The organism is Aeromicrobium sp. UBA7512 (assembly GCF_002476985.1).
GTDB classification, from domain to species: domain Bacteria; phylum Actinomycetota; class Actinomycetes; order Propionibacteriales; family Nocardioidaceae; genus Aeromicrobium; species Aeromicrobium phoceense.
The window spans coordinates 614,440-632,059 of sequence record NZ_DLNK01000003.1 but is presented as its reverse complement, the minus strand read 5'-3'; the positions used below and the strand labels follow the sequence as shown (position 1 = coordinate 632,059).

Annotated in this window: 17 protein-coding genes; 12 read left to right on the top strand and 5 right to left on the bottom strand. The window is 65.8% G+C overall.

What is annotated here, in order from left to right; all coding sequences use genetic code 11:
- Window positions 1-406 precede the first annotated feature (406 nt).
- The 5 genes from B2363_RS05040 to B2363_RS16270 all read left to right on the top strand — a co-directional run bounded on the left by B2363_RS05040 (window position 407) and on the right by B2363_RS16270 (window position 4,224).
- A complete protein-coding gene (locus B2363_RS05040; protein ID WP_286928857.1) occupies window positions 407-1,348 on the top strand; it encodes a PASTA domain-containing protein in 942 nt (313 codons plus the stop codon).
- Between the two features lie 71 nt (window positions 1,349-1,419).
- Window positions 1,420-2,714, top strand: a protein-coding gene (locus B2363_RS05035; RefSeq protein WP_376785950.1) for an IS3 family transposase whose coding sequence is annotated in 2 segments (ribosomal slippage) — window positions 1,420-1,699 and window positions 1,699-2,714 — 1,296 coding nt in all. Because the reading frame shifts where the segments join, the coding sequence is not laid out codon by codon here.
- Window positions 2,715-2,753: 39 nt separating this feature from the next.
- Window positions 2,754-2,966, top strand: coding sequence for a GIY-YIG nuclease family protein (locus B2363_RS16275; RefSeq protein ID WP_376785949.1), 213 nt, complete (start codon window positions 2,754-2,756; stop codon window positions 2,964-2,966).
- Between the two features lie 54 nt (window positions 2,967-3,020).
- A complete protein-coding gene (locus B2363_RS05030) occupies window positions 3,021-3,779 on the top strand; it encodes a hypothetical protein (protein WP_286928855.1) in 759 nt (252 codons plus the stop codon).
- Between the two features lie 13 nt (window positions 3,780-3,792).
- A complete protein-coding gene (locus B2363_RS16270; RefSeq protein WP_376785948.1) occupies window positions 3,793-4,224 on the top strand; it encodes a DUF4259 domain-containing protein in 432 nt (143 codons plus the stop codon).
- A 407-nt stretch (window positions 4,225-4,631) separates the two neighbouring features.
- Here B2363_RS16270 and B2363_RS05025 read toward each other — a convergent pair whose 3' ends face one another.
- On the bottom strand, window positions 4,632-5,360 hold the full coding sequence (locus B2363_RS05025; RefSeq protein ID WP_286928853.1) for a hypothetical protein: 729 nt from the start codon (window positions 5,358-5,360) through the stop codon (window positions 4,632-4,634).
- A 104-nt stretch (window positions 5,361-5,464) separates the two neighbouring features.
- Here B2363_RS05025 and B2363_RS05020 point away from each other — a divergent pair, with 104 nt between their 5' ends.
- The gene (locus B2363_RS05020; RefSeq protein WP_286928851.1) at window positions 5,465-6,073 is read left to right on the top strand and encodes a hypothetical protein; all 609 of its coding nucleotides are present in this window, start codon (window positions 5,465-5,467) and stop codon (window positions 6,071-6,073) included.
- An 860-nt stretch (window positions 6,074-6,933) separates the two neighbouring features.
- Here B2363_RS05020 and B2363_RS05015 read toward each other — a convergent pair.
- The 4 genes from B2363_RS05015 to B2363_RS05000 form a co-directional block, all read right to left on the bottom strand.
- Window positions 6,934-8,040, bottom strand: coding sequence for a DUF4192 family protein (locus B2363_RS05015; RefSeq protein ID WP_286928849.1), 1,107 nt, complete (start codon window positions 8,038-8,040; stop codon window positions 6,934-6,936).
- A 457-nt stretch (window positions 8,041-8,497) separates the two neighbouring features.
- Window positions 8,498-8,875, bottom strand: coding sequence for a hypothetical protein (locus B2363_RS05010; protein ID WP_286928847.1), 378 nt, complete (start codon window positions 8,873-8,875; stop codon window positions 8,498-8,500).
- Between the two features lie 274 nt (window positions 8,876-9,149).
- Window positions 9,150-10,256: a tyrosine-type recombinase/integrase gene (locus tag B2363_RS05005; protein ID WP_286929027.1), complete on the bottom strand. Its 1,107-nt coding sequence runs from the start codon at window positions 10,254-10,256 to the stop codon at window positions 9,150-9,152.
- 203 nt (window positions 10,257-10,459) lie between these two features.
- Complete coding sequence (locus B2363_RS05000) at window positions 10,460-10,711, bottom strand: helix-turn-helix domain-containing protein (RefSeq protein WP_286928845.1); 252 nt, start codon at window positions 10,709-10,711, stop codon at window positions 10,460-10,462.
- 187 nt (window positions 10,712-10,898) lie between these two features.
- On the opposite strand from B2363_RS05000, the gene B2363_RS04995 reads away from it, so the two are divergent.
- The 6 genes from B2363_RS04995 (at window position 10,899) to dop (ending at window position 17,616) form a co-directional block, all read left to right on the top strand.
- Window positions 10,899-11,564 (top strand): HAD family hydrolase, encoded by a 666-nt coding sequence (locus B2363_RS04995; protein ID WP_286928843.1) that lies wholly within the window; start codon window positions 10,899-10,901, stop codon window positions 11,562-11,564.
- A gap of 64 nt (window positions 11,565-11,628) precedes the next feature.
- Window positions 11,629-12,546, top strand: a complete 918-nt coding sequence (locus B2363_RS04990; RefSeq protein WP_181755701.1) for a M50 family metallopeptidase — start codon at window positions 11,629-11,631, stop codon at window positions 12,544-12,546.
- Window positions 12,543-13,424, top strand: coding sequence for a tRNA (adenine-N1)-methyltransferase (locus B2363_RS04985; RefSeq protein WP_286928842.1), 882 nt, complete (start codon window positions 12,543-12,545; stop codon window positions 13,422-13,424). Before B2363_RS04990 ends, B2363_RS04985 begins: the two co-directional genes overlap by 4 nt.
- 92 nt (window positions 13,425-13,516) lie before the next feature.
- Window positions 13,517-15,166 carry a proteasome ATPase gene (gene arc, locus B2363_RS04980; RefSeq protein ID WP_286928840.1) on the top strand — a complete coding sequence of 550 codons (1,650 nt, stop codon included), beginning with the start codon at window positions 13,517-13,519 and terminating at the stop codon, window positions 15,164-15,166.
- A 14-nt stretch (window positions 15,167-15,180) separates the two neighbouring features.
- Window positions 15,181-15,633, top strand: coding sequence for a GNAT family N-acetyltransferase (locus tag B2363_RS04975; RefSeq protein ID WP_286928837.1), 453 nt, complete (start codon window positions 15,181-15,183; stop codon window positions 15,631-15,633).
- Window positions 15,634-16,110: 477 nt separating this feature from the next.
- Complete coding sequence (gene dop / locus B2363_RS04970) at window positions 16,111-17,616, top strand: depupylase/deamidase Dop (RefSeq protein ID WP_286928835.1); 1,506 nt, start codon at window positions 16,111-16,113, stop codon at window positions 17,614-17,616.
- The last annotated feature ends 4 nt before the right edge of the window (window positions 17,617-17,620 follow it).

Genomic DNA, 17,620 nt, shown 5'->3' with positions numbered 1-17,620 from the left:
TCCCGCCGCCGTAGCTCTCGACCGAGGGTCTGAGTTGACCTGGTCGCCGATCTCCAAGGCTGCACTGAAGCATGTCTGTATGAGGACCTACTTCTTCGGCGTACATGGCCGCAGTGGAACTCCTCACCTCGCGCGCTGGGTGACCCGATCGGACGTACCGCTTGAGTCGTGCATTGGTACGTACTGAAACGCCCCGGGTTTCTTGGCGGCGCGGTTATTTGGAACCAGCCCCGATCGGGACGGTTGTCTCAGGGTAGTGCCGGGCGGTGATACCGGCCCAGTGGTTGGCCTCGAACTCCGCGGGCGGGATCAGCCCGATGGGCGCGCAAGAGCGGGGTTACGGACGGAGCGGACCAGCGGCACCAAACCCGGGGCGCTTCACGCAGACGAACTCTAGGATGAGTCGGTGCTGAAACGAGTTCTACTTTCGACTCCTGCTCGCCCGCGTCGGATGGCTATCGCTCGCAGGGCTGCAGTGCTGGCTTCGCTTGCGATGTTGGTCTCCACCCTCACCGCTTGTGGGCCGACCATCACCATGCCCAACGTTGTCGGCATGCGATTGGACGATGCACACCGTGCGCTGGAAAAGCTGGATGTGGATGAGTTCGAGGATGTCGACGTCCTAGGGAAGGAAGACACCATCTTCTTGGACCGTAACTGGGTCGTCGTGTCGCAGAACCCAGCTGCCGGGACTGCCAAGGTGGATACGGGTACGAAAGTCGAGCTGTCAGTCGGCAACCAAGACGACAAGGAAGTCCTCGATCGCATTCCGTCTGATTCGCCCTTCGCTCTCGAGCAGTCCGAGAAGGCCGCTGAGAGGGAGAAAGATGCCGCTGAGAAGGAGAAGTTGGCTCAGGAAGAGGCCAAACAGAAGGCCAAAGACGCTCGAGCGGCCAAGAAGAAGTTAAGGCACGATGCACAGGCATACGCGAAAAAAATCGATCGAGTTCTCGGCGAGTCGGTGCCGGGCCTAGTCAACCTGTACGTCGGCAACGCCGACAAGGTCCACGCGAGCGGCGGTGGGCCAGTGGTCGCTGCACAGAACGCGATCGCGGCTAGGGACGCCTTCGATCGACTACTCAGCTCCTTCAACACCAAGGAAATCGGCCCTCCAGACTCACTTGACAGCATCAAGCAGTTGGATGGAGTAGCCGATCGCATGAGGGACGCCATGGCCGGATTCGCCGAGGCGAGTAGGCATCTCATCACAGCGATCGATACAGGAGCTCCGTCCGCATTTGCGAATGAACTTTCCGCGCGTGAGCGCGCGATCCAGGAATGGAATCGAGCAATGCGCGACATTTATGGCGCAGCCGATAGAAAGCCCACGTTGATCCCAGCGGAGTAGAGCCTGCTGCACCGACTGGTTGAATCGCCCCGGGTCTGATGGAGGCTCTCAATCCATGGAGGATGAGAGTTATGGCAGCACCGAGGAAGTACCCCGACGAGTTGCGTGAGCGTGCCACGAGGATGGCGGTCGAGCTCCGGGCGGATCCGGAGACGAAGTCGGGTGCGATCACCCGAGTGGCTGAACAGCTCGGCATGCATCCAGAGACGTTGAGGAACTGGGTCCGCCAGGCCGAGATCGACGGTGGGGTCCGGCCGGGCACCACGACTGGCGATGCGCAGCGGCTGGCCGAGTTGGAGCGGGAGAACCGCGAGTTGCGACGGGCTAATCACATTTTGAGGACGGCGTCGGCTTTCTTCGCGGCGGAGCTCGACCGCCCCACCAGCAGGTAGTGGCCTACCTCGACGCCCATCGCCACGACGTGGTCGATGGGCGCGAGGTCGGGGTCGAGCCGATCTGCGCCGTGCTGAAGAACGCCGGCGTCCAGATCGCCCCGAGTGGCTACTACGCGGCCAAGATCAGGCCGCTCTCGCAGCGCTCGGTGCGTGATGCCGAGCTGGTTGAGGACATCAAGGTCGTGCACCGGGCCAACCTGGGCGTCTACGGCGCCAGGAAGGTCCACGCCGCGCTGAACCGTGAGGGAATCACGGTTGCTCGGTGCACCGTCGAGCGGCTGATGCGCGCCGAGGGTCTGCGCGGGATCAGGCGGGAGAAGTCCCGCAAGACCACGATCGGTGACGGTGCTGAGACCGAACGGCCGGAGGATCTGGTGAGCCGCAAGTTCGTCGCTGCGGCACCGAACCAGTTGTGGGTCGCCGATCTGACCTACGTCCGCACGCACGCCGGCTGGACCTACGCAGCGTTCGTGATCGACGTGTTCAGCAGGAAGGTCGTGGGCTGGCAGGTCTCGACATCGCTGCGCACCGACCTGGCCCTGGACGCCCTCGACATGGGCCTTTGGGAACGGCAGCGGACCGGCCAGAGCGTCGGCGGGCTGACCCATCATTCCGATCGTGGAGTCCAATACCGCGCGATCCGCTACACCGAACGTCTCGCCGAAGCCGACGCCGTCGCCTCCGTCGGCAGCAAAGGCGACAGCTACGACAACGCGATGGCCGAGGCGTTCAACTCGCTGTTCAAGGCCGAGTGCATTCGCAACCCGATCATGCGTCCCAAGGGCGGCTGGAAGTCGGTCGGCGACGTCGAGCTCGCCGTCGCCGAATACGTCGACTGGTTCAACCACAGGCGCCTGCACGGCGAACTACGGCAGGTCCCACCCGCCGAGTTCGAAGCGAACCACTGGTCGCTCCAGGGCATCACGCACTACGTTGAAACCCCGACCCCAGCAGGGGCCGGAACCAAGTAACCGAGCCTCCACGAAACCCGGGGCGATTCACGTTGACGCGTGCGAACCAGTACGGGTGGCAAGTACGTCGGGCAATCGTCGAACGTCGGAAAGCGCTTGTCTCAACACGCCAAGTCCGGGAAGGTAACCAAGAGTCAGGCGAGAACCGCGCTCGGGTTAAGCGTGTTCGAGGCGGGAAGACACAGCGGGAAGTGCGCGAGCAAATTGAGATCAACAGGCGTGGCGGGATCAGAAAGCTCGATAACAAGGTGAATCCGATCGGGAAGAACCGCCAGCATCTGCTTCCTGGTCGTCACAGGAGATGACATGACGCTCCGCATCAAAGGCCGGGTGCCGCTTCGGCTTGCTTCGCGCTCTCGCTTCGCCAAGAAACTGGATGTCGAGATCTTGGCGATGCCGGAAGAGATGGATTCGTTGGCCTTCCTTGAGCCAGTTATCGACCGGTTGCGGAGCTTACTTGTCACAGATTCCAGGTGCCGGGACCTCTCCGTTCTTGCGCAGGCGGAAGCGATCGAATCAATCGACGTGATTCAGGCTCGCCCCCGATTTCCAGTCCAACTCGGTGCGCTGCCGGCACTCACCTCATTTGCTGGTCAAAGCCGAAGCGAATGGAGCAGCGTGCTGGGAGCTCCCAAGCTCGCTGACCTTTTTATTGACCACCCAACGGCCGAGTGCGTAGAGGCTTTGCCGACTCGATTGAAGCGGCTGACACTCGCTAGTGCCGCAGCAGTGTCGTCGATCCCAGCCCTGCCTGAACTTCAGAATCTGCACGTTCACGGCGCCAAGGAGTTCCATGTCGACAGTATTCGTACCCCGCTGTTGGATTCCCTTACGCTCGAATCAGTCTCTGCGACAGGTGATTTTGACGATTGGGTCCTTGGGAAAGAGCTCCAGAAGGTGGTCCTCGAGAACTGCGGGCGAGTTGATGGATTACGTAAGCTCGCCCACTCTTCCGCGAGTGTTCGCATCATAGGGCCGGCGTATCCAGCGCCTCGCGAAGTTCTGCGTGCGCTGGCTTCCGAATCGCGGGGCCGGTGGTTCTTGCCGCCTGCAATCACGGAATGAGTAGCTTCCGATCATGGGTATCTGGTCATATTCTCCGTTTGGTAATGATTACGCGGCCGACTTCGCGTTCGAACTCGACGACGCAGCATCGGTGATGGAGGTCGAGCGACTATTGAGCGCGGCTTGCGTTGGTGCAGAACTGCCTCGATCGGTTGCGAGCACTGGTCTTGCTCCCGCCTGCGTGGGTTACGCAGCTGCGAGCCTGATCCTTGCCGCCCGATCACCTCATTGCCTTGGTGAAGAGGATCGTAGTTACCGGCCGGCTCGCTGGTACCCACCTCTAGTCTTCGAGCACGAGGAAGAACTCCGGCAAAGAGCGCGCGGTGTGGAACTAGTCCTGCGACAGTGGGCCACATCGGAAGTGCTCGATTCGGACGAATTGCATGTCATTCGCGAGTACCTACACAGGCTCGGACGCCTGCGCGAATGCACGGAATCGGCCTAACCTGGAATCGAGTTGTCGACTCGAATCGGTGGCGTGTGGGACTTCAGAGAAGATCGGGCCTCCAGCACCGAGCCGTTGTTGGACGATCATCACCTACAACTCCGATGGCACGCGGGTTGAGTCGACCACCGGTCCGACCCGGACGGTCATGCTGAAGAACGGTGACGTGATCGGCGCGCGGGATGGTTCCCCGAGGACGCGGCGCGCCAGGATGTGCCCGATCGACTGTTGCGCGACGAGGAGGTCATTGCTCGCGTGAGTGGAACGATGGGGCGCTCTTGTCGTACGGAAGTTCATCACCACGCGCTGAGTGTGGATTGGGTAGCGCTGCTCTGACCCATGCACCGCGCATAGAACCCTTCGTAAGCATGGCGAGCCATTCGGCGGAGCCCGATTCGGGGGTCAGGTCAGGCGGTCTGGACTGTGTGTCCGGCGGTCGCGGGCTCACGCAGGACGTGCAGAGTGCCGCGCTGCAGCTCGCGCTGTGCGGCTTCGACGAGGCGGGCTCGGGAGCGGGTGACGCGGCGTCTGGCGGCGTCGTTGGACAGTCCGGTGGCGGCACACGCGGCTCGGATGTTCATCACGTGATCGTTCGTGCCGAGGGCAGTCAACAGGAGCGTGGCGTCGGTGTGGTCCAAGATCTCGTTGCGTCGTGCCCACGCGACGAGCGCCTCGAGGTCGAGGAGGTCCTCGAGGCCGCCGGTGTGGGGTTCGCTGCGCTGCCCCGCCACGGAGGTCAGGACCACTTCCTCGACTGGGACCTCGTCGGGTTGGCGCTGGACGCGGCTCTTGATGCGGGTGACGGCGTTGAGCGTGTCCAGCACGATGCGTCCTCCCACACTCCTGTCACCGCGGCCGGTGGGGTAGGAGCTGATGATGGCCCAGAACTCGGTGATAACCAGCTGGAGCCTGTCGCGCTGGCTGTCCGCGCCTGGTGACGCCTTCATGCGCCAGAGGTTGGGCATGAACTCCTGGAGCAGGATGCGACCGGCGAGGGCCTGGCCGTTCTGGAACTGGTGCAAGAGGGCCAGCGTGAGCTCGTTCGCTGCCGCGGTGTCGGAGGTGTCGATCGCGTCGACGATGTCGCAGGGTCGGGTGCCGTCACCGAGGGCCGGGATGTTCCAACGGTTGATCACCGCGGCGCTGCTGGAGGTCGCGTTGAGATCGATCCACTCCCGCAGGAGGTCGGCGATCTCCGGGAGGCCTCCGGCCGGCCTACGTGCAGGCGCGGGGAGAGTCGATGAATGACCCAATTCAGGCGCGACTCGTTGATCTCATCACGAACGGCCTCCCGGCGAACTCATCTGAAGATCCCGAGATCCACCCGGATCTCAACGGCGGCTCACAAGGGGCAGGTGCGGGCACTTCGCCTCAGGTGGTGCTGATGGCTGGCGCGAGCCCCTTCGTGAGCAGGACTGTGAAGTATCGCCACTGGGAGGCTCGAAGTGGCGGGTGTGGATGCAAGCGCGCCGCGGCGAAAACTGAGGTCAAGCTGCTGAGCATGACAACCAGCGGAGAACTCTCACTCGATGCCTCAGTACGCGTCCTCAAGGGGCCCGGAATCCAGGTCAAGGAGGGACGCTGCCGCCTCCGACGACAGAACTGGGGTGCGGACACGACTGTCTCTACTTGGTCGTACTGCGACTGGCTGAACACGCTCGGCTACCCAACGATGACTATCAACATACCCACGGATATGAAGAGATTCGGAGGAATCCGCAACGAGAGCTATCACAACGACATTCACCTTCGCATCGACCCGGCCGGGGTGAAGTATGAAGCCAAGGACTTTTCGTTCCGTGGCGCGACCTTTAAGTACGATGCCAACGGGCAAGATCCGGTGTTCTGACAATGAATCGAGACCGAATGCACAACCAGCGACAGACGAGGATCGACGTCTACACAGCAATGCTTTCAGCGCTCGACCGTTGGGCGGAGGTTAGTTCAGTCGTTGAGCAAGCTGGGTCCGAGGAGTCGGCAGAGAGGTTGTTGTGTGAATTGCTCGACATTACCCAGACAGCAGCCGAGGTGGTCCTCTCGATGCCACTCAGGAGTCTCGCGAATCGCACGAGACTCGAAGAAAGCTTGGCGTATGCCGTTAACGCCCCAGAGGGGCCGTAGCTAGTCTCGCTCTCTGGTCTTGAGGGCGCGCCTCCGTTGAGGGGCGCGCCCTCCGGGGCCACCCACCGGCGAAGCCCGGACTCGGCAATCCCCAAATTCCTCGCAATCTGCGCGATCGGCTTCTCCCGCAACCGGGCAAGCTCAACCGCCCGACGACGAAACTCCGGATCCTTCGTCGGTGCTGGCATAGCGGACTCCTCTCCGAGACGATCATCGCCTCAGACTCGGTGTCCGGGAAACCGGTTACAGGTCAGTACTACCTGTCGCTGTTGTCTGCGCTGGCGAGACAGGAACCGTTTGCGGACGACCCGACGAAGGTAGAGCGTGCGCTGTTTCAGCGCCAGCGCGCTGCCCAATGATCCGGCTCAGCGCAACATGTGACCCGCTGTGTTTGTAGCGCGATCGCGCGTTCTTGCACTCATCCTTCCTGGTCGTGATCGAACTCGACCTTGGATTCGACGATGTCAACCCGCGTTGGTGGGGATCTCCAGGGCGGCGCGGTGACGAGTCGGGTAAGGCGGCTGAGGCGGCGCTCGAGAGCGCTGTGCCGGCTGTGACGGCGGTAGGACCGATTGATGGGCATCCGGATCACATCTCGGGTGCTGACCGGTCGGACGGGCCCTGAGGCGCTTGCAGAGCACGCGCCAAGTCTCGGGCCATCTCGTTGACGTCGTGCAGACGCGCTGTCTGCGCCTCCCACTCGCCCGGATTCATGCCGGCGGTCAGCGTGGCGGTCATGAGTCGGGCCATCGGATATTCCTGTGCGTTGGGGACCTGCTCGAGAGCGCACCACGCTTTGGCTCCGTCGCCGCCGATCCAGCTGGCGAAGCTCAGCAGGGTCGCAGGTGCCGCTCGCACGTCATCGGGAGCCCGCCGGGTGAGGTTGGTCCACAGCGCCACGTGTGACTGAGCCGTCCTTCGGTTGATGCTCTCCCAGACGTCGTCGCGAACCGGGACAGATGTGACCGCCAGGAGCATCCGGGCGGCGTCGAGATCATTGAGCTTGTTGCCGTCGGCATGGACCCGGTACAAGCGCTCGATTGCCCATGCGTGCTCGGCCGGAGGATTGCTCGCCGCGGAGGCCGTCCGTGCCGCCGGGATGAGACGCGCGATCGGATCTCGGTCACCGACGAGTGAGGCGGCCATGGCGCTGCGGCTGGCGATGGGGAGCGCGTGCCCGGCGGCGACCATCTGTGCGTCGATCCGGGTGCGCGCTGCTTCGGTGCGCTGGCCGGACTCGTGACTCTCGAGGTCGTACCACTGGTTGTCGTCGGCCCACAGCCGAAGCGGGGACGAGACGTCTATGGATTCCAGCCGGCTCCGCAAGTCCTCACTCGCGCTCTCAGCGTTGGACCGGTCTGTCGTGAGGCAGATGATCGCAACCGAGGAGCCTGGCCGCGCGTGACGTCCGAAGGGGACCTTCAGGGACTCCCACACGTCGTCGCGTGCCACCTGTGACGTCGGCAGGTCGACGCGCGCACCCGAGGCAACCCCGGCGCGAACGGATACAGCACCAGCGATTCGTGCGGCGTGAAGCCGAACATGTGCGGCACTGCCGCCAGCAGTTCGTCGTGCGAACTGACCGTGATCCTCATCGTCGGCCTCCTGCTCAACCCGAGACGGTACGTCTCCTGTCGAACAGGTGTGTTCGTGTGGTCTGCGCCGATTACCGGCGTGCCCGGGGGAGCACCTCACAAGGGAGCCCTCGCGAGGCCAGGTCTGGTCGTCAAGTGACCAAGGACACGCGTCCGGCCTACTGCGAGATCCCGCAATCACGACGTGACGGAGTTCCACGATGGCCACGACGAAGAAGAAGCTGCCGGTGTACGTGAGCTTGGAAGAAGCCGCGGGAGATCCTCTCGGTCTCCACCAAGACCGTCCGCAGGCGGATCAGTGACGGACGGTCCCGGCTTACCACTGCGGCCGGCCAGATCCGGATCCGCTTGGAAGACCTCGAAGCCGCCCTCCGCCGCATCCCGGCGATCAACTGGTGAGAATCAAAATCGGTCAGACCGGGACAGGTCCTGCCCCACGTGTGCCCGTTCGAATCAGTCTCCCGGCGATGTCCCGTGCTTTCAGCACTTCTATTCGAAGTGTTCTAGGCCTCAGACAAACTCGACTCGTAAGTCCAGGCTCCGGCGGAGCTGTCGTGTCACCAGTCCGCCAGGAACTCGTCAGCGCCGGCGTAGTCCGTGTAGAACTTCGTCCCATCGGCGCGGGTGCAGAGCATGTCGTTGTCCCAATTGTCGTCGAATGAGGTGACGTCCGCGCAGGTGCCTTCAGCTTGGGAGGATTCCTCGCGCCACGACCGCTCCTGCTCTGCGCGCTCGCGCTCGCCTTCTTCCCACTGTCGCTCGACTTCAATGTCGGTCAACGGGGCGGACCCGGTCGGGCGGGGACATTCAGGCAGTCGCCTGTCGGCGTCGTCCGAATACGTGCCGAAGTGACAGGTCGGGCCTGGCGGGTCCGGCGGGTACATGACATCGCTGATCGAGCTGCATCCGCTTGCCAAGGCCAGCAACACCAGCACCGCAGCCAGTATCCGTCGGTTCACCCCGCGAGACTAACGAGAATACGAGGTGCTCAGGTGCCTTTCCCACGTTTCGTTAGAGGCCCGCACGAGAGGGCTCGATAGCAGATGCGTCCTAAGCCGATCCTAGTGTTTGCGGTTCACAGCGACCCAACGCATCGACCTCGTCAATCGTGTTCGCGTCTGACTACTCATGCGACAGTCAGCACCGATCAGCCAGCAACCTCTGCAGCGCGTTCTCACGCGGTCCTGCGTGCCCACCACGCAGCGACGCTCATAAGCGGGTGTCGCGTTGATCAGGCCGACCGGATCCGCCCAGTAGGTCTTCGAGCGCAGCTGCCGCGCGGCTCTGCGCGTCGTGGAGAAGATGCGCGTATGTGTTCAAGGTGACCTGTGCGCTGGCGTGGCCCAGTCGTTCCTGGACGACCTTCACCGACTGGACGGCCTCGAACAGCAGCGACGCATGGGTGTGGCGCAGCTCGTGCACGTTCAGTGTCGGAAGGTCGTGCGTCGGGTGAGCGTCGCGATAGAGCTTCTGGACTCTCAGGAAGGCCGAGTGCAGGCCCGACTGGGTCGCCGCACGTCCCGGTCGGGACGGGAACACCGGGTCACCGCTGCGGAGGCCGTGCAGGGGTGTCACGTTGCCGTCGCCAGTGAGCAGGCCGGGCAGTTCGCGGCGCCACGCTTGGAGCAGGTGCTCGCACGTGGCATCGAAGGTGATCGTGCGAGGCCGTCCGCACTTCACCGGGCCAATGACGTAGCGCTCCCCCGCGGGGAGGGTCTCGTCGTAGTGGAGGGCGCGTTCGATCCGCAGTTGCCTCTTGGTGAAGTCGATGTCGCCCCACCGCAGACCGAGCAACTCGCCCGATCGCATGCCGGTCCGCGCGAGGAGCACCCACTCGGTGGCGCGAGCCTCGTCCTCGGCCAGCGCCCAGGCGCAGAATCGGGTCAGCTGCTCGACGTTCCAGATCACGAACGGCTTGACGCGTTTGGCTGTTTCGCCCTTGGGACGTCCCGCGTGTTTGGAGTTCGCGGGGTTCTTGACGATCAGGCCTTCGTCGAGAGCCGCGAGGAAGATCGTGTTAACCCAGTTTGCGTATCTGGCGACGGTCGAGGTCGCGAGCCCCTTGCGGGGGCGTTTCGGCGAGGGCGGTTGCTTCGTGCCGCGCTCCAGGCCGCGGTACGCCGCAGCGAGATCGGTGGGACGGATGTCGGTCAGCTGCAGGTGGCCAATGTACGGATCCATCGCGTCGATGACCCGCTGGATGTACATCCGGGTGCCGTTGCCGACGGAGTGCCCGTCGAGCCACCGTCGCGCATATGGGCTGAAGGTGTCGCGGCCGACGGCCTGGGGGATCTTGCGGATCACGTCGGCGCGCACCAAGGTGAGGGCCTCGTCGGCGTCCTCGTAGCTGGCGAACCCGGCGCAGGTGTGGGTGCGGGTGCCGGCCTCGGGGTGGCCCGGTTCGACGGGGACCTGTATTTCGTAGCGCCACCGCGGACCGGACTTGGTCGGGTACGTGCTGATGGAGCCGGTGCCCTTCTCGCGTCGCGGGCGAGCGGAGGTCGGCTTGGCGCGCGGGCTCATGAGGAGACTTCCGAAGATGGTCGACTCGTCGGGTCGACGCCGAAGGCGGCGAGGAAGGGGCGCCGGGGGATGAGGAGCCGACGGCCGAGGCGGACGACGCTGATCGTGCCGTCCTCGATGGCCCGGTCGATGGTGCGCGGGTCGACGTCGAGCAAGGTGGCGACCTCGGTGCGGTTCAGCACCTCGCGGTCGGTGTCCAGGAGTTCGGCCCAGGTGCGGATCGGGGCTGCGATGGTGTGGTTCGTCATACCCGACAGGTGCGCGCCGGGACCCTTCCTGCGGTGCTGAAAGCACCTGGACGCGGGACGTGCGCCACGCCGGATTTCTATGCCGTGGGGCCCCGATCTAGGGTGGATAGTCGCATGGATAGTCGCATCGGACGGTTTTGAAGCCATGTTGAGTGCCGCCAATTCTCGAGAAACTGCAGGTCAGAGCATGAATGCGCCCTGGAAGCACCCGAAAGCCGTCCTATGGGACATGGACGGCACGATCGTCGACACCGAGCCGCTGTGGATCAACGGCGAGTACGAGCTCGCCGCGCAGCACGACGCCGTGTGGACCGAGGAGGACGCGCTCACGCTCGTGGGCAGCGACCTGCGCGAGGCGGCCGTCTACATCAAGCGGCGCATCGGGACCGACATGGCGCCCGAGGAGATCACCGACTGGCTCGGCGGGCGGGTCGCGGCCGGCCTGCGCGAGAAGCAGGACTGGCGGCCGGGCGCCGTCGAGCTGATCACCGCGCTGCGCGAGGCCGGTGTGCCCCAGGCGCTCGTCACCATGTCGTACGCCTACATCGCCGAGCCGGTCGTCGAGGCCCTCGGGTTCGACGCCGTCGTCACGGGGGACAGCGTCACCCACGGCAAGCCGCACCCCGAGCCCTACCTGACGGCCGCGCGGCTGCTCGGCGTGGAGGCCGCCGACTGCGTCGCGATCGAGGACTCGCGCACGGGTGCCGCATCCGCGAACGCGGCCGGCTGCCACGTCGTGGCCGTGCCGCACGCCGTGAACGTGCCGGAGGCGCCCCGCCGCACGATCGTCACCAGCCTCACCCACCTCAGCGTGGCCGACCTGGCCCGGCTCGCCGACCGCGGACCGGAGTGAACACGACGTCCGCGACTGCGGACGAAGTCCCGGCTGCCCGCCACGGCGCCAGTAGGTTGTACCCATGAGTGGCGGTTGGCGCATCGCGCGCATCGCGGGCGCGGACATCGTCGTGCGCCCCTCCTTGCTGGTGATGGGCGTCATCTTGGTGATCGTCTTCGCGCCGCAGTTCGACTCCCTCGGCGCGGGACCCAACCCCTACCTGACCGCCGTCGTCTTCGTCCTGAGCCTCTACGTGTCGGTGCTCCTGCACGAGCTGGCGCACCTCGCGGCGGCCCTGTGGTTCGGCATGAGCGTCTCCTCGGTGGAGCTGCACCTGCTCGGCGGCGAGACCCGCATCGAGGGCGACTCGCGCCACCCGTGGCAGGAGCTCGTCACCTCGATCGTCGGCCCGCTGGCCTCCTTCGTCCTCGGTCTCGCGGCACTGTGGGGCGCGCAGATCACCTCCGGCGCCACGTACTCGGTGCTGTGGTCCGTGGGCTTCATCAACCTGCTGATCGCGGTCTTCAACATGCTGCCGGGCCTGCCGCTCGACGGTGGTCGCGTGCTGCGCGCCCTGATCTGGGCCACCACGGGCAGCGAGGCGAAGGGCGTCCGCGTGGCCGGCTGGATCGGTCGCGCCGCCGCCCTGGTGCTCATGGCCATCGCGGTCTCGATGCTGTTCGGCGAGGACACCTTCGCCATCGGCCGCGCGCTGCTGCTGCTGGCCGTCGCGCTCTTCCTCTGGCAGGGCGCCTCCTACGCCCTGCGCCAAGGTGTCGCGCTCGCGCGAATCGGCGCTCTGAGAGCCGAGCAGCTGATGCGTCCGGAGCCTCCGCCGACCGGCGCCGTGCCGATCTCGGTCGACCTCAAGGGCCGCGACCTGCTGGTCGCGATGGCCGAGAACCCCGCCAACGCCTACGCGCTGGTGGACGGCCGGGGGACCGTGGTGGGAACCCTCTTCGCGTCCTCGGTGGACCGCGCCTATCGTGAAGCCGGATGAACCACCAACGCACCGGACCCTTCGTCGAGGGCGAATGGATCCGCCTCTCCGATCCCAAGGGCCGCAAACACAACATCCAGCTCGTCGCCGGCAAGGAGTTCAGCACCAAGAAGGGCCAGGTCCGGCACGACGACATCATCGGCCGCCCCGAGGGCATCGTCGTCGAGACGTCGCTGGAGTTCCCCTACCAGGTGTTCCGCCCGCTGCTGTTCGAGTACGTCGTCTCGATGCCGCGCGGCGCCGCGATCATCTACCCCAAGGACGCGGCGCAGATCCTCGTCCAGGCCGACATCTTTCCCGGCGCGCGCGTCATCGAGGCCGGCGCCGGCTCGGGCAGCCTCACGTCCTACCTCCTGCGCGCCATCGGACCCGAGGGGCACCTCGAGTCGCACGAGCTGCGTGAGGACTTCGCCGAGAAGGCCCGCGCCAACGTGGAGCAGGCGCTCCACGGCGTGCCCGACACCTGGACCCTCACCGTCGGCGACCTGCGCGACGCGGCCGACGGACCCGAGGTCGACCGCATCATCCTCGACATGGTCGACCCCTGGACCTGCATCCCGCTCGCGCTCGAGCGGCTGGTGCCCGGCGGCATCGTCTGCGGCTACGTCGCCACCACCACGCAGCTGTCGCGGTTCGTCGAGACGCTGCGCGAGTCGGCGGGCTTCACCGAGCCGCACGCGTGGGAGACGCTCGTGCGCGACTGGCACCTCGAGGGCCTGGCGGTCCGGCCGAACCACAAGATGAACGGGCACACCGCCTTCTTGGTCACGGCCCGCCGACTCGCCCCCGGGCAGCGGCCGATGCCCAAGACGCGACGACCCGCTCCCGGCGCCTACGGACCCGACTACGTGGGCCCGCGACCGGCCGACGTGGACTGACGCAACCGGATCGCAACACGATCGTTCCGAGATGGACTGGTGAGGACGTCGTCGCCGGGTAGGGTCATAGCAACCCCTCCAGGAGGTGTCACATGACCGGTAGCGAGTACACCGACAGGTACGCCGAGGCCCGCCTCGCCGACGTCGAGGCGCGCCTGGCCAGCACGGCCGCCCAGAACGAGCGCCTCACGTCCACACTGCGTGAGGCCCGCGACCAGATCGTGGCGCTCAAGGAGGAGGTCGACCGCCTCGCCCAGCCGCCCACGGGCTTCGGCACCTTCCTCAAGCTGAACGAGGACGACTCGGTCGACGTGATGACCGGCGGCCGCAAGCTGCGGGTCAACGTAAGCCCCGCGGTCGACAAGACCGGCCTGCGCAAGGGCCAGGAGGTCATCCTCAACGAGGCCATGAACGTCGTCGCCGCCCTGGAGTTCGAGCAGGTCGGCGAGGTCGTGATGCTCAAGGAGCTCATGGCCGACGGCGAGCGCGCCCTCGTCCTGGGCAATGCCGACGAGGAGAAGGTCGTGCGCCTGGCCGACGTCCTCGCGGGCCAGCGTCTGCGCGCGGGCGACTCGCTGCTGCTCGACAGCCGCGCCGGCTACGTCTACGAGCGCATCCCGAAGTCCGAGGTCGAGGAGCTGGTCCTCGAGGAGGTCCCGGACATCGACTACACGAGCATCGGCGGACTGGGCAACCAGGTCGAGATCATCAAGGACGCCGTCGAGCTGCCCTATCTCTACCCCGAGGTCTTCGTCGAGCACGAGCTGAAGCCGCCGAAGGGCATCCTGCTCTACGGCCCGCCCGGCTGCGGCAAGACGATGATCGCCAAGGCGGTCGCCGCAAGCCTGGCCAAGAAGGTCAGCGAGCGCACGGGGGAGGAGGGTCGCTCCTACTTCCTCAACATCAAGGGCCCCGAGCTGCTGAACAAGTACGTCGGCGAGACCGAGCGGCACATCCGCCTCGTGTTCCAGCGGGCGCGCGAGAAGGCCAGCGAGGGCACCCCGGTCATCGTCTTCTTCGACGAGATGGACTCCCTGTTCCGCACCCGCGGCTCGGGTGTCTCGTCCGACGTGGAGAACACGATCGTGCCGCAGCTGCTGAGCGAGATCGACGGCGTCGAGGGCCTGGAGAACGTCCTGGTGATCGGTGCCTCGAACCGCGAGGACATGATCGACCCGGCGATCCTGCGTCCGGGCCGCCTCGACGTGAAGATCAAGATCGAGCGCCCCGATGCCGAGGCCGCCCGCGACATCTTCAGCAAGTACCTCACCACGACGCTGCCGCTGCACGAGGACGACCTGCGCGAGTGGGGCGGCGACCGCACGGCCTGCGTCCACGGGATGATCCAGCGCACCGTCGAGCGGATGTACACCGAGAGCGAGGAGAACCAGTTCCTCGAGGTCACCTACGCCGGTGGCGACAAGGAGGTCCTGTACTTCAAGGACTTCAACTCCGGCGCGATGATCCAGAACATCGTCGATCGCGCGAAGAAGATGGCGATCAAGGACTTCCTCGACCACCAGAGCAAGGGCCTGCGGGTCCAGCACATGCTCCAGGCGTGCGTCGACGAGTTCAAGGAGAACGAGGACCTGCCCAACACGACCAACCCCGACGACTGGGCGCGGATCTCGGGCAAGAAGGGTGAGCGGATCGTCTTCATCCGCACGCTCATCACGGGCAAGGGCGGCAATGAGCCGGGTCGATCGATCGACACGGTCGCGAACACGGGACAGTACCTCTGACACTCGAATTGCGCGTGGTCCGCTATGACCACCCGGACGCCGTGAAGCTGACCGAGCTGGTCCAGGCCGAGTACGTCCGGCGATACGCCAGCGAGGTGGGCGACTCCTCGCCGATGGCCCCTGAGGAGTTCGACCACCCCAACGGGATCTTCTTCATCGGCTACGTGGACGAGATCCCCGTGGCGATGGGCGGCTGGCGCCGCGGTGGCCCGAATGGCGACACCGACGGCGAGATCAAGCGCATGTTCGTGCTCGACTCGCACCGCGGACAGGGCCTCTCGCGCCAGGTGCTCGACGAGCTGGAGCGCAGCGCCGCCCGCCAGGGCATCACGCGCCTCGTCCTGGAGACCGGCACCGAGCAGCCCGAGGCCATCGCGCTGTACCGCTCGGCGGGCTACGTGGACGTGCCCGCCTTCGGCTTCTACGCGGAGTACGACGACTCGGTGCACCTCGGCAAGATCCTCTGACTCGGAGGCGACCAGGGAATCGCACGCTTCCGGATCGCCCGCCGAACGGCCCCTGCCGTGACGTCTGCAGGAGCCGGACGCACAGACCTCGAACTGCGCATCGTCCCCCGCGAACACGATGATGTTCAGAGCCTGTCAGCTCTGCTCGATGCGGAGTACTCGACGAGGTACGGCTCGGTGGATCTTGGCTCCTTGTCAGCCCGCGAGCAGAGCTCGTACGACGCTCCGGAAGTGGTGATCGGCGGGTACGTCAGCGACCGCCCGGTCGCCATGGGAGCTTGGCGACGACATGGGCCGGTGGGCGTCCCGCGTCCCACCCCACTTTTGTGACGCGAATCGGCCTCGGCCGGCCTCAGCAACCGAACGGCGTCACAAAAGTGGAGGCGGGGGCCGCGGTCGGCCGTGTCGGCCGTGTCCGCCGTGTCCGCCGCGTTCGGAGACCCGGGATCACGGGGCCGTGCCGCGTAGGGTGAAGGCGTGAGCGTCCGACGAGTGCAAGGGTCCGAGGTCGAGTACGGCATCGCCGTGCAGGGACAGCCCCTGGCCAACCCCATGGTGGCGGCCACCCACGTCGTCAACTCCTACGCCGCGGCCAACGGGCTCACACGCCGGGCCCGCTGGGACTACGAGGAGGAGAGCCCACTGCGCGACGCGCGCGGGTTCGACCTCGGCCGCGACGTGGCCGACCCCTCGCAGCTCACCGACGAGGACATGGGCCTGGCCAACATCATCCTCACGAACGGGGCGCGGCTCTACGTCGACCACGCGCACCCCGAGTACTCCAGCCCCGAGGTCACCAGCCCGCTCGACGTGGTGCGCTGGGAGAAGGCCGGTGAGCTGGTCATGCTGCGCGGTGCGCAGCTGGCGGCCCGGGTGCCCGGCGTGGCGCCGATCATGCTCTACAAGAACAACGTCGACAACAAGGGCGCGGCCTACGGCTCGCACGAGAACTACCTCATGCGCCGCGACGTCCCGTTCCTGTCGATCGTGCGCCAGCTGACGCCCTTCTTCGTCGGCCGCCAGATCATCACCGGCGCGGGCCGGGTCGGCCAGAACCAGGACGGCAGCGTCCACGCCTTCCAGATCAGCCAGCGCTCGGACTACTTCGAGGTCGAGGTCGGCCTCGAGACGACGCTCAAGCGGCCGATCATCAACACCCGCGACGAGCCGCACGCCGACCCGAAGAAGTACCGCCGCCTGCACGTGATCATCGGTGACGCGAACCTCTCGGAGACGTCCATCTACCTCAAGCACGGCACCGCCTCACTCGTGCTGGCGATGATCGAGGCCGACGCGCTGCCCGAGCCGCTCGAGCTGGCCGACCCCGTGCGGGCCCTGCACCAGATCTCCTACGACCCCACCCTGCGCACGGCGGTGAAGCTGGCCGACGGCCGCACCATCACCGGCCTCGACCTCCAGGGCCACTACCTCGAGCACGCCAAGAAGTTCGTCGAGAGCCAGGGCGACGACGACCCGCAGACCCTCGACGTGCTGGAGAAGTGGGAGTCGGTCCTCACGCGCCTGGCCGACGACCCCATGAACCTCGTCCGCGAGCTCGACTGGGTGGCCAAGCTCGCGCTGCTGGAGCAGTACCGCGAGCGCGACGGCCTCGAGTGGGACCACGCGAAGCTGCACCTGATCGACCTGCAGTACCACGACGTGCGCCCCGAGCGAGGGCTCTACCACCGGCTGGTGGCCGGTGGCCGCATGGAGCGACTCCTCGACGACGCCACGATCGAGGAGGCCGTCACCGAGCCGCCGCACGACACGCGCGCCTACTTCCGGGGCCGCTGCCTGCAGCGCTTCTCGTCCGACATCGCCGCCGCGTCGTGGGACTCGGTGATCTTCGACCTGCCCGGGCACGACTCGCTGCAGCGGGTGCCCACGATGGAGCCCCTCAAGGGCACCGCCGAACACGTCGACGGACTCTTCGGACGCGTCGAGTCCGCCGCAGAGCTCTTCAGGGCCATCACGGGCCGCTAGTGGA

Excerpts from the sequence above, each read along its gene's own strand:
- B2363_RS05030 (WP_286928855.1), top strand. The coding sequence starts at position 3,021 with ATGACGCTCCGCATCAAAGGCCGGGTGCCGCTTCGGCTTGCTTCGCGC.
- B2363_RS16270 (WP_376785948.1), top strand. The coding sequence starts at position 3,793 with ATGGGTATCTGGTCATATTCTCCGTTTGGTAATGATTACGCGGCCGAC.
- B2363_RS05020 (WP_286928851.1), top strand. The coding sequence starts at position 5,465 with ATGAATGACCCAATTCAGGCGCGACTCGTTGATCTCATCACGAACGGC.
- B2363_RS05000 (WP_286928845.1), bottom strand. The coding sequence starts at position 10,711 with ATGACGAACCACACCATCGCAGCCCCGATCCGCACCTGGGCCGAACTC.
- B2363_RS04995 (WP_286928843.1), top strand. The coding sequence starts at position 10,899 with ATGAATGCGCCCTGGAAGCACCCGAAAGCCGTCCTATGGGACATGGAC.
- B2363_RS04990 (WP_181755701.1), top strand. The coding sequence starts at position 11,629 with ATGAGTGGCGGTTGGCGCATCGCGCGCATCGCGGGCGCGGACATCGTC.
- B2363_RS04985 (WP_286928842.1), top strand. The coding sequence starts at position 12,543 with ATGAACCACCAACGCACCGGACCCTTCGTCGAGGGCGAATGGATCCGC.
- arc (WP_286928840.1), top strand. The coding sequence starts at position 13,517 with ATGACCGGTAGCGAGTACACCGACAGGTACGCCGAGGCCCGCCTCGCC.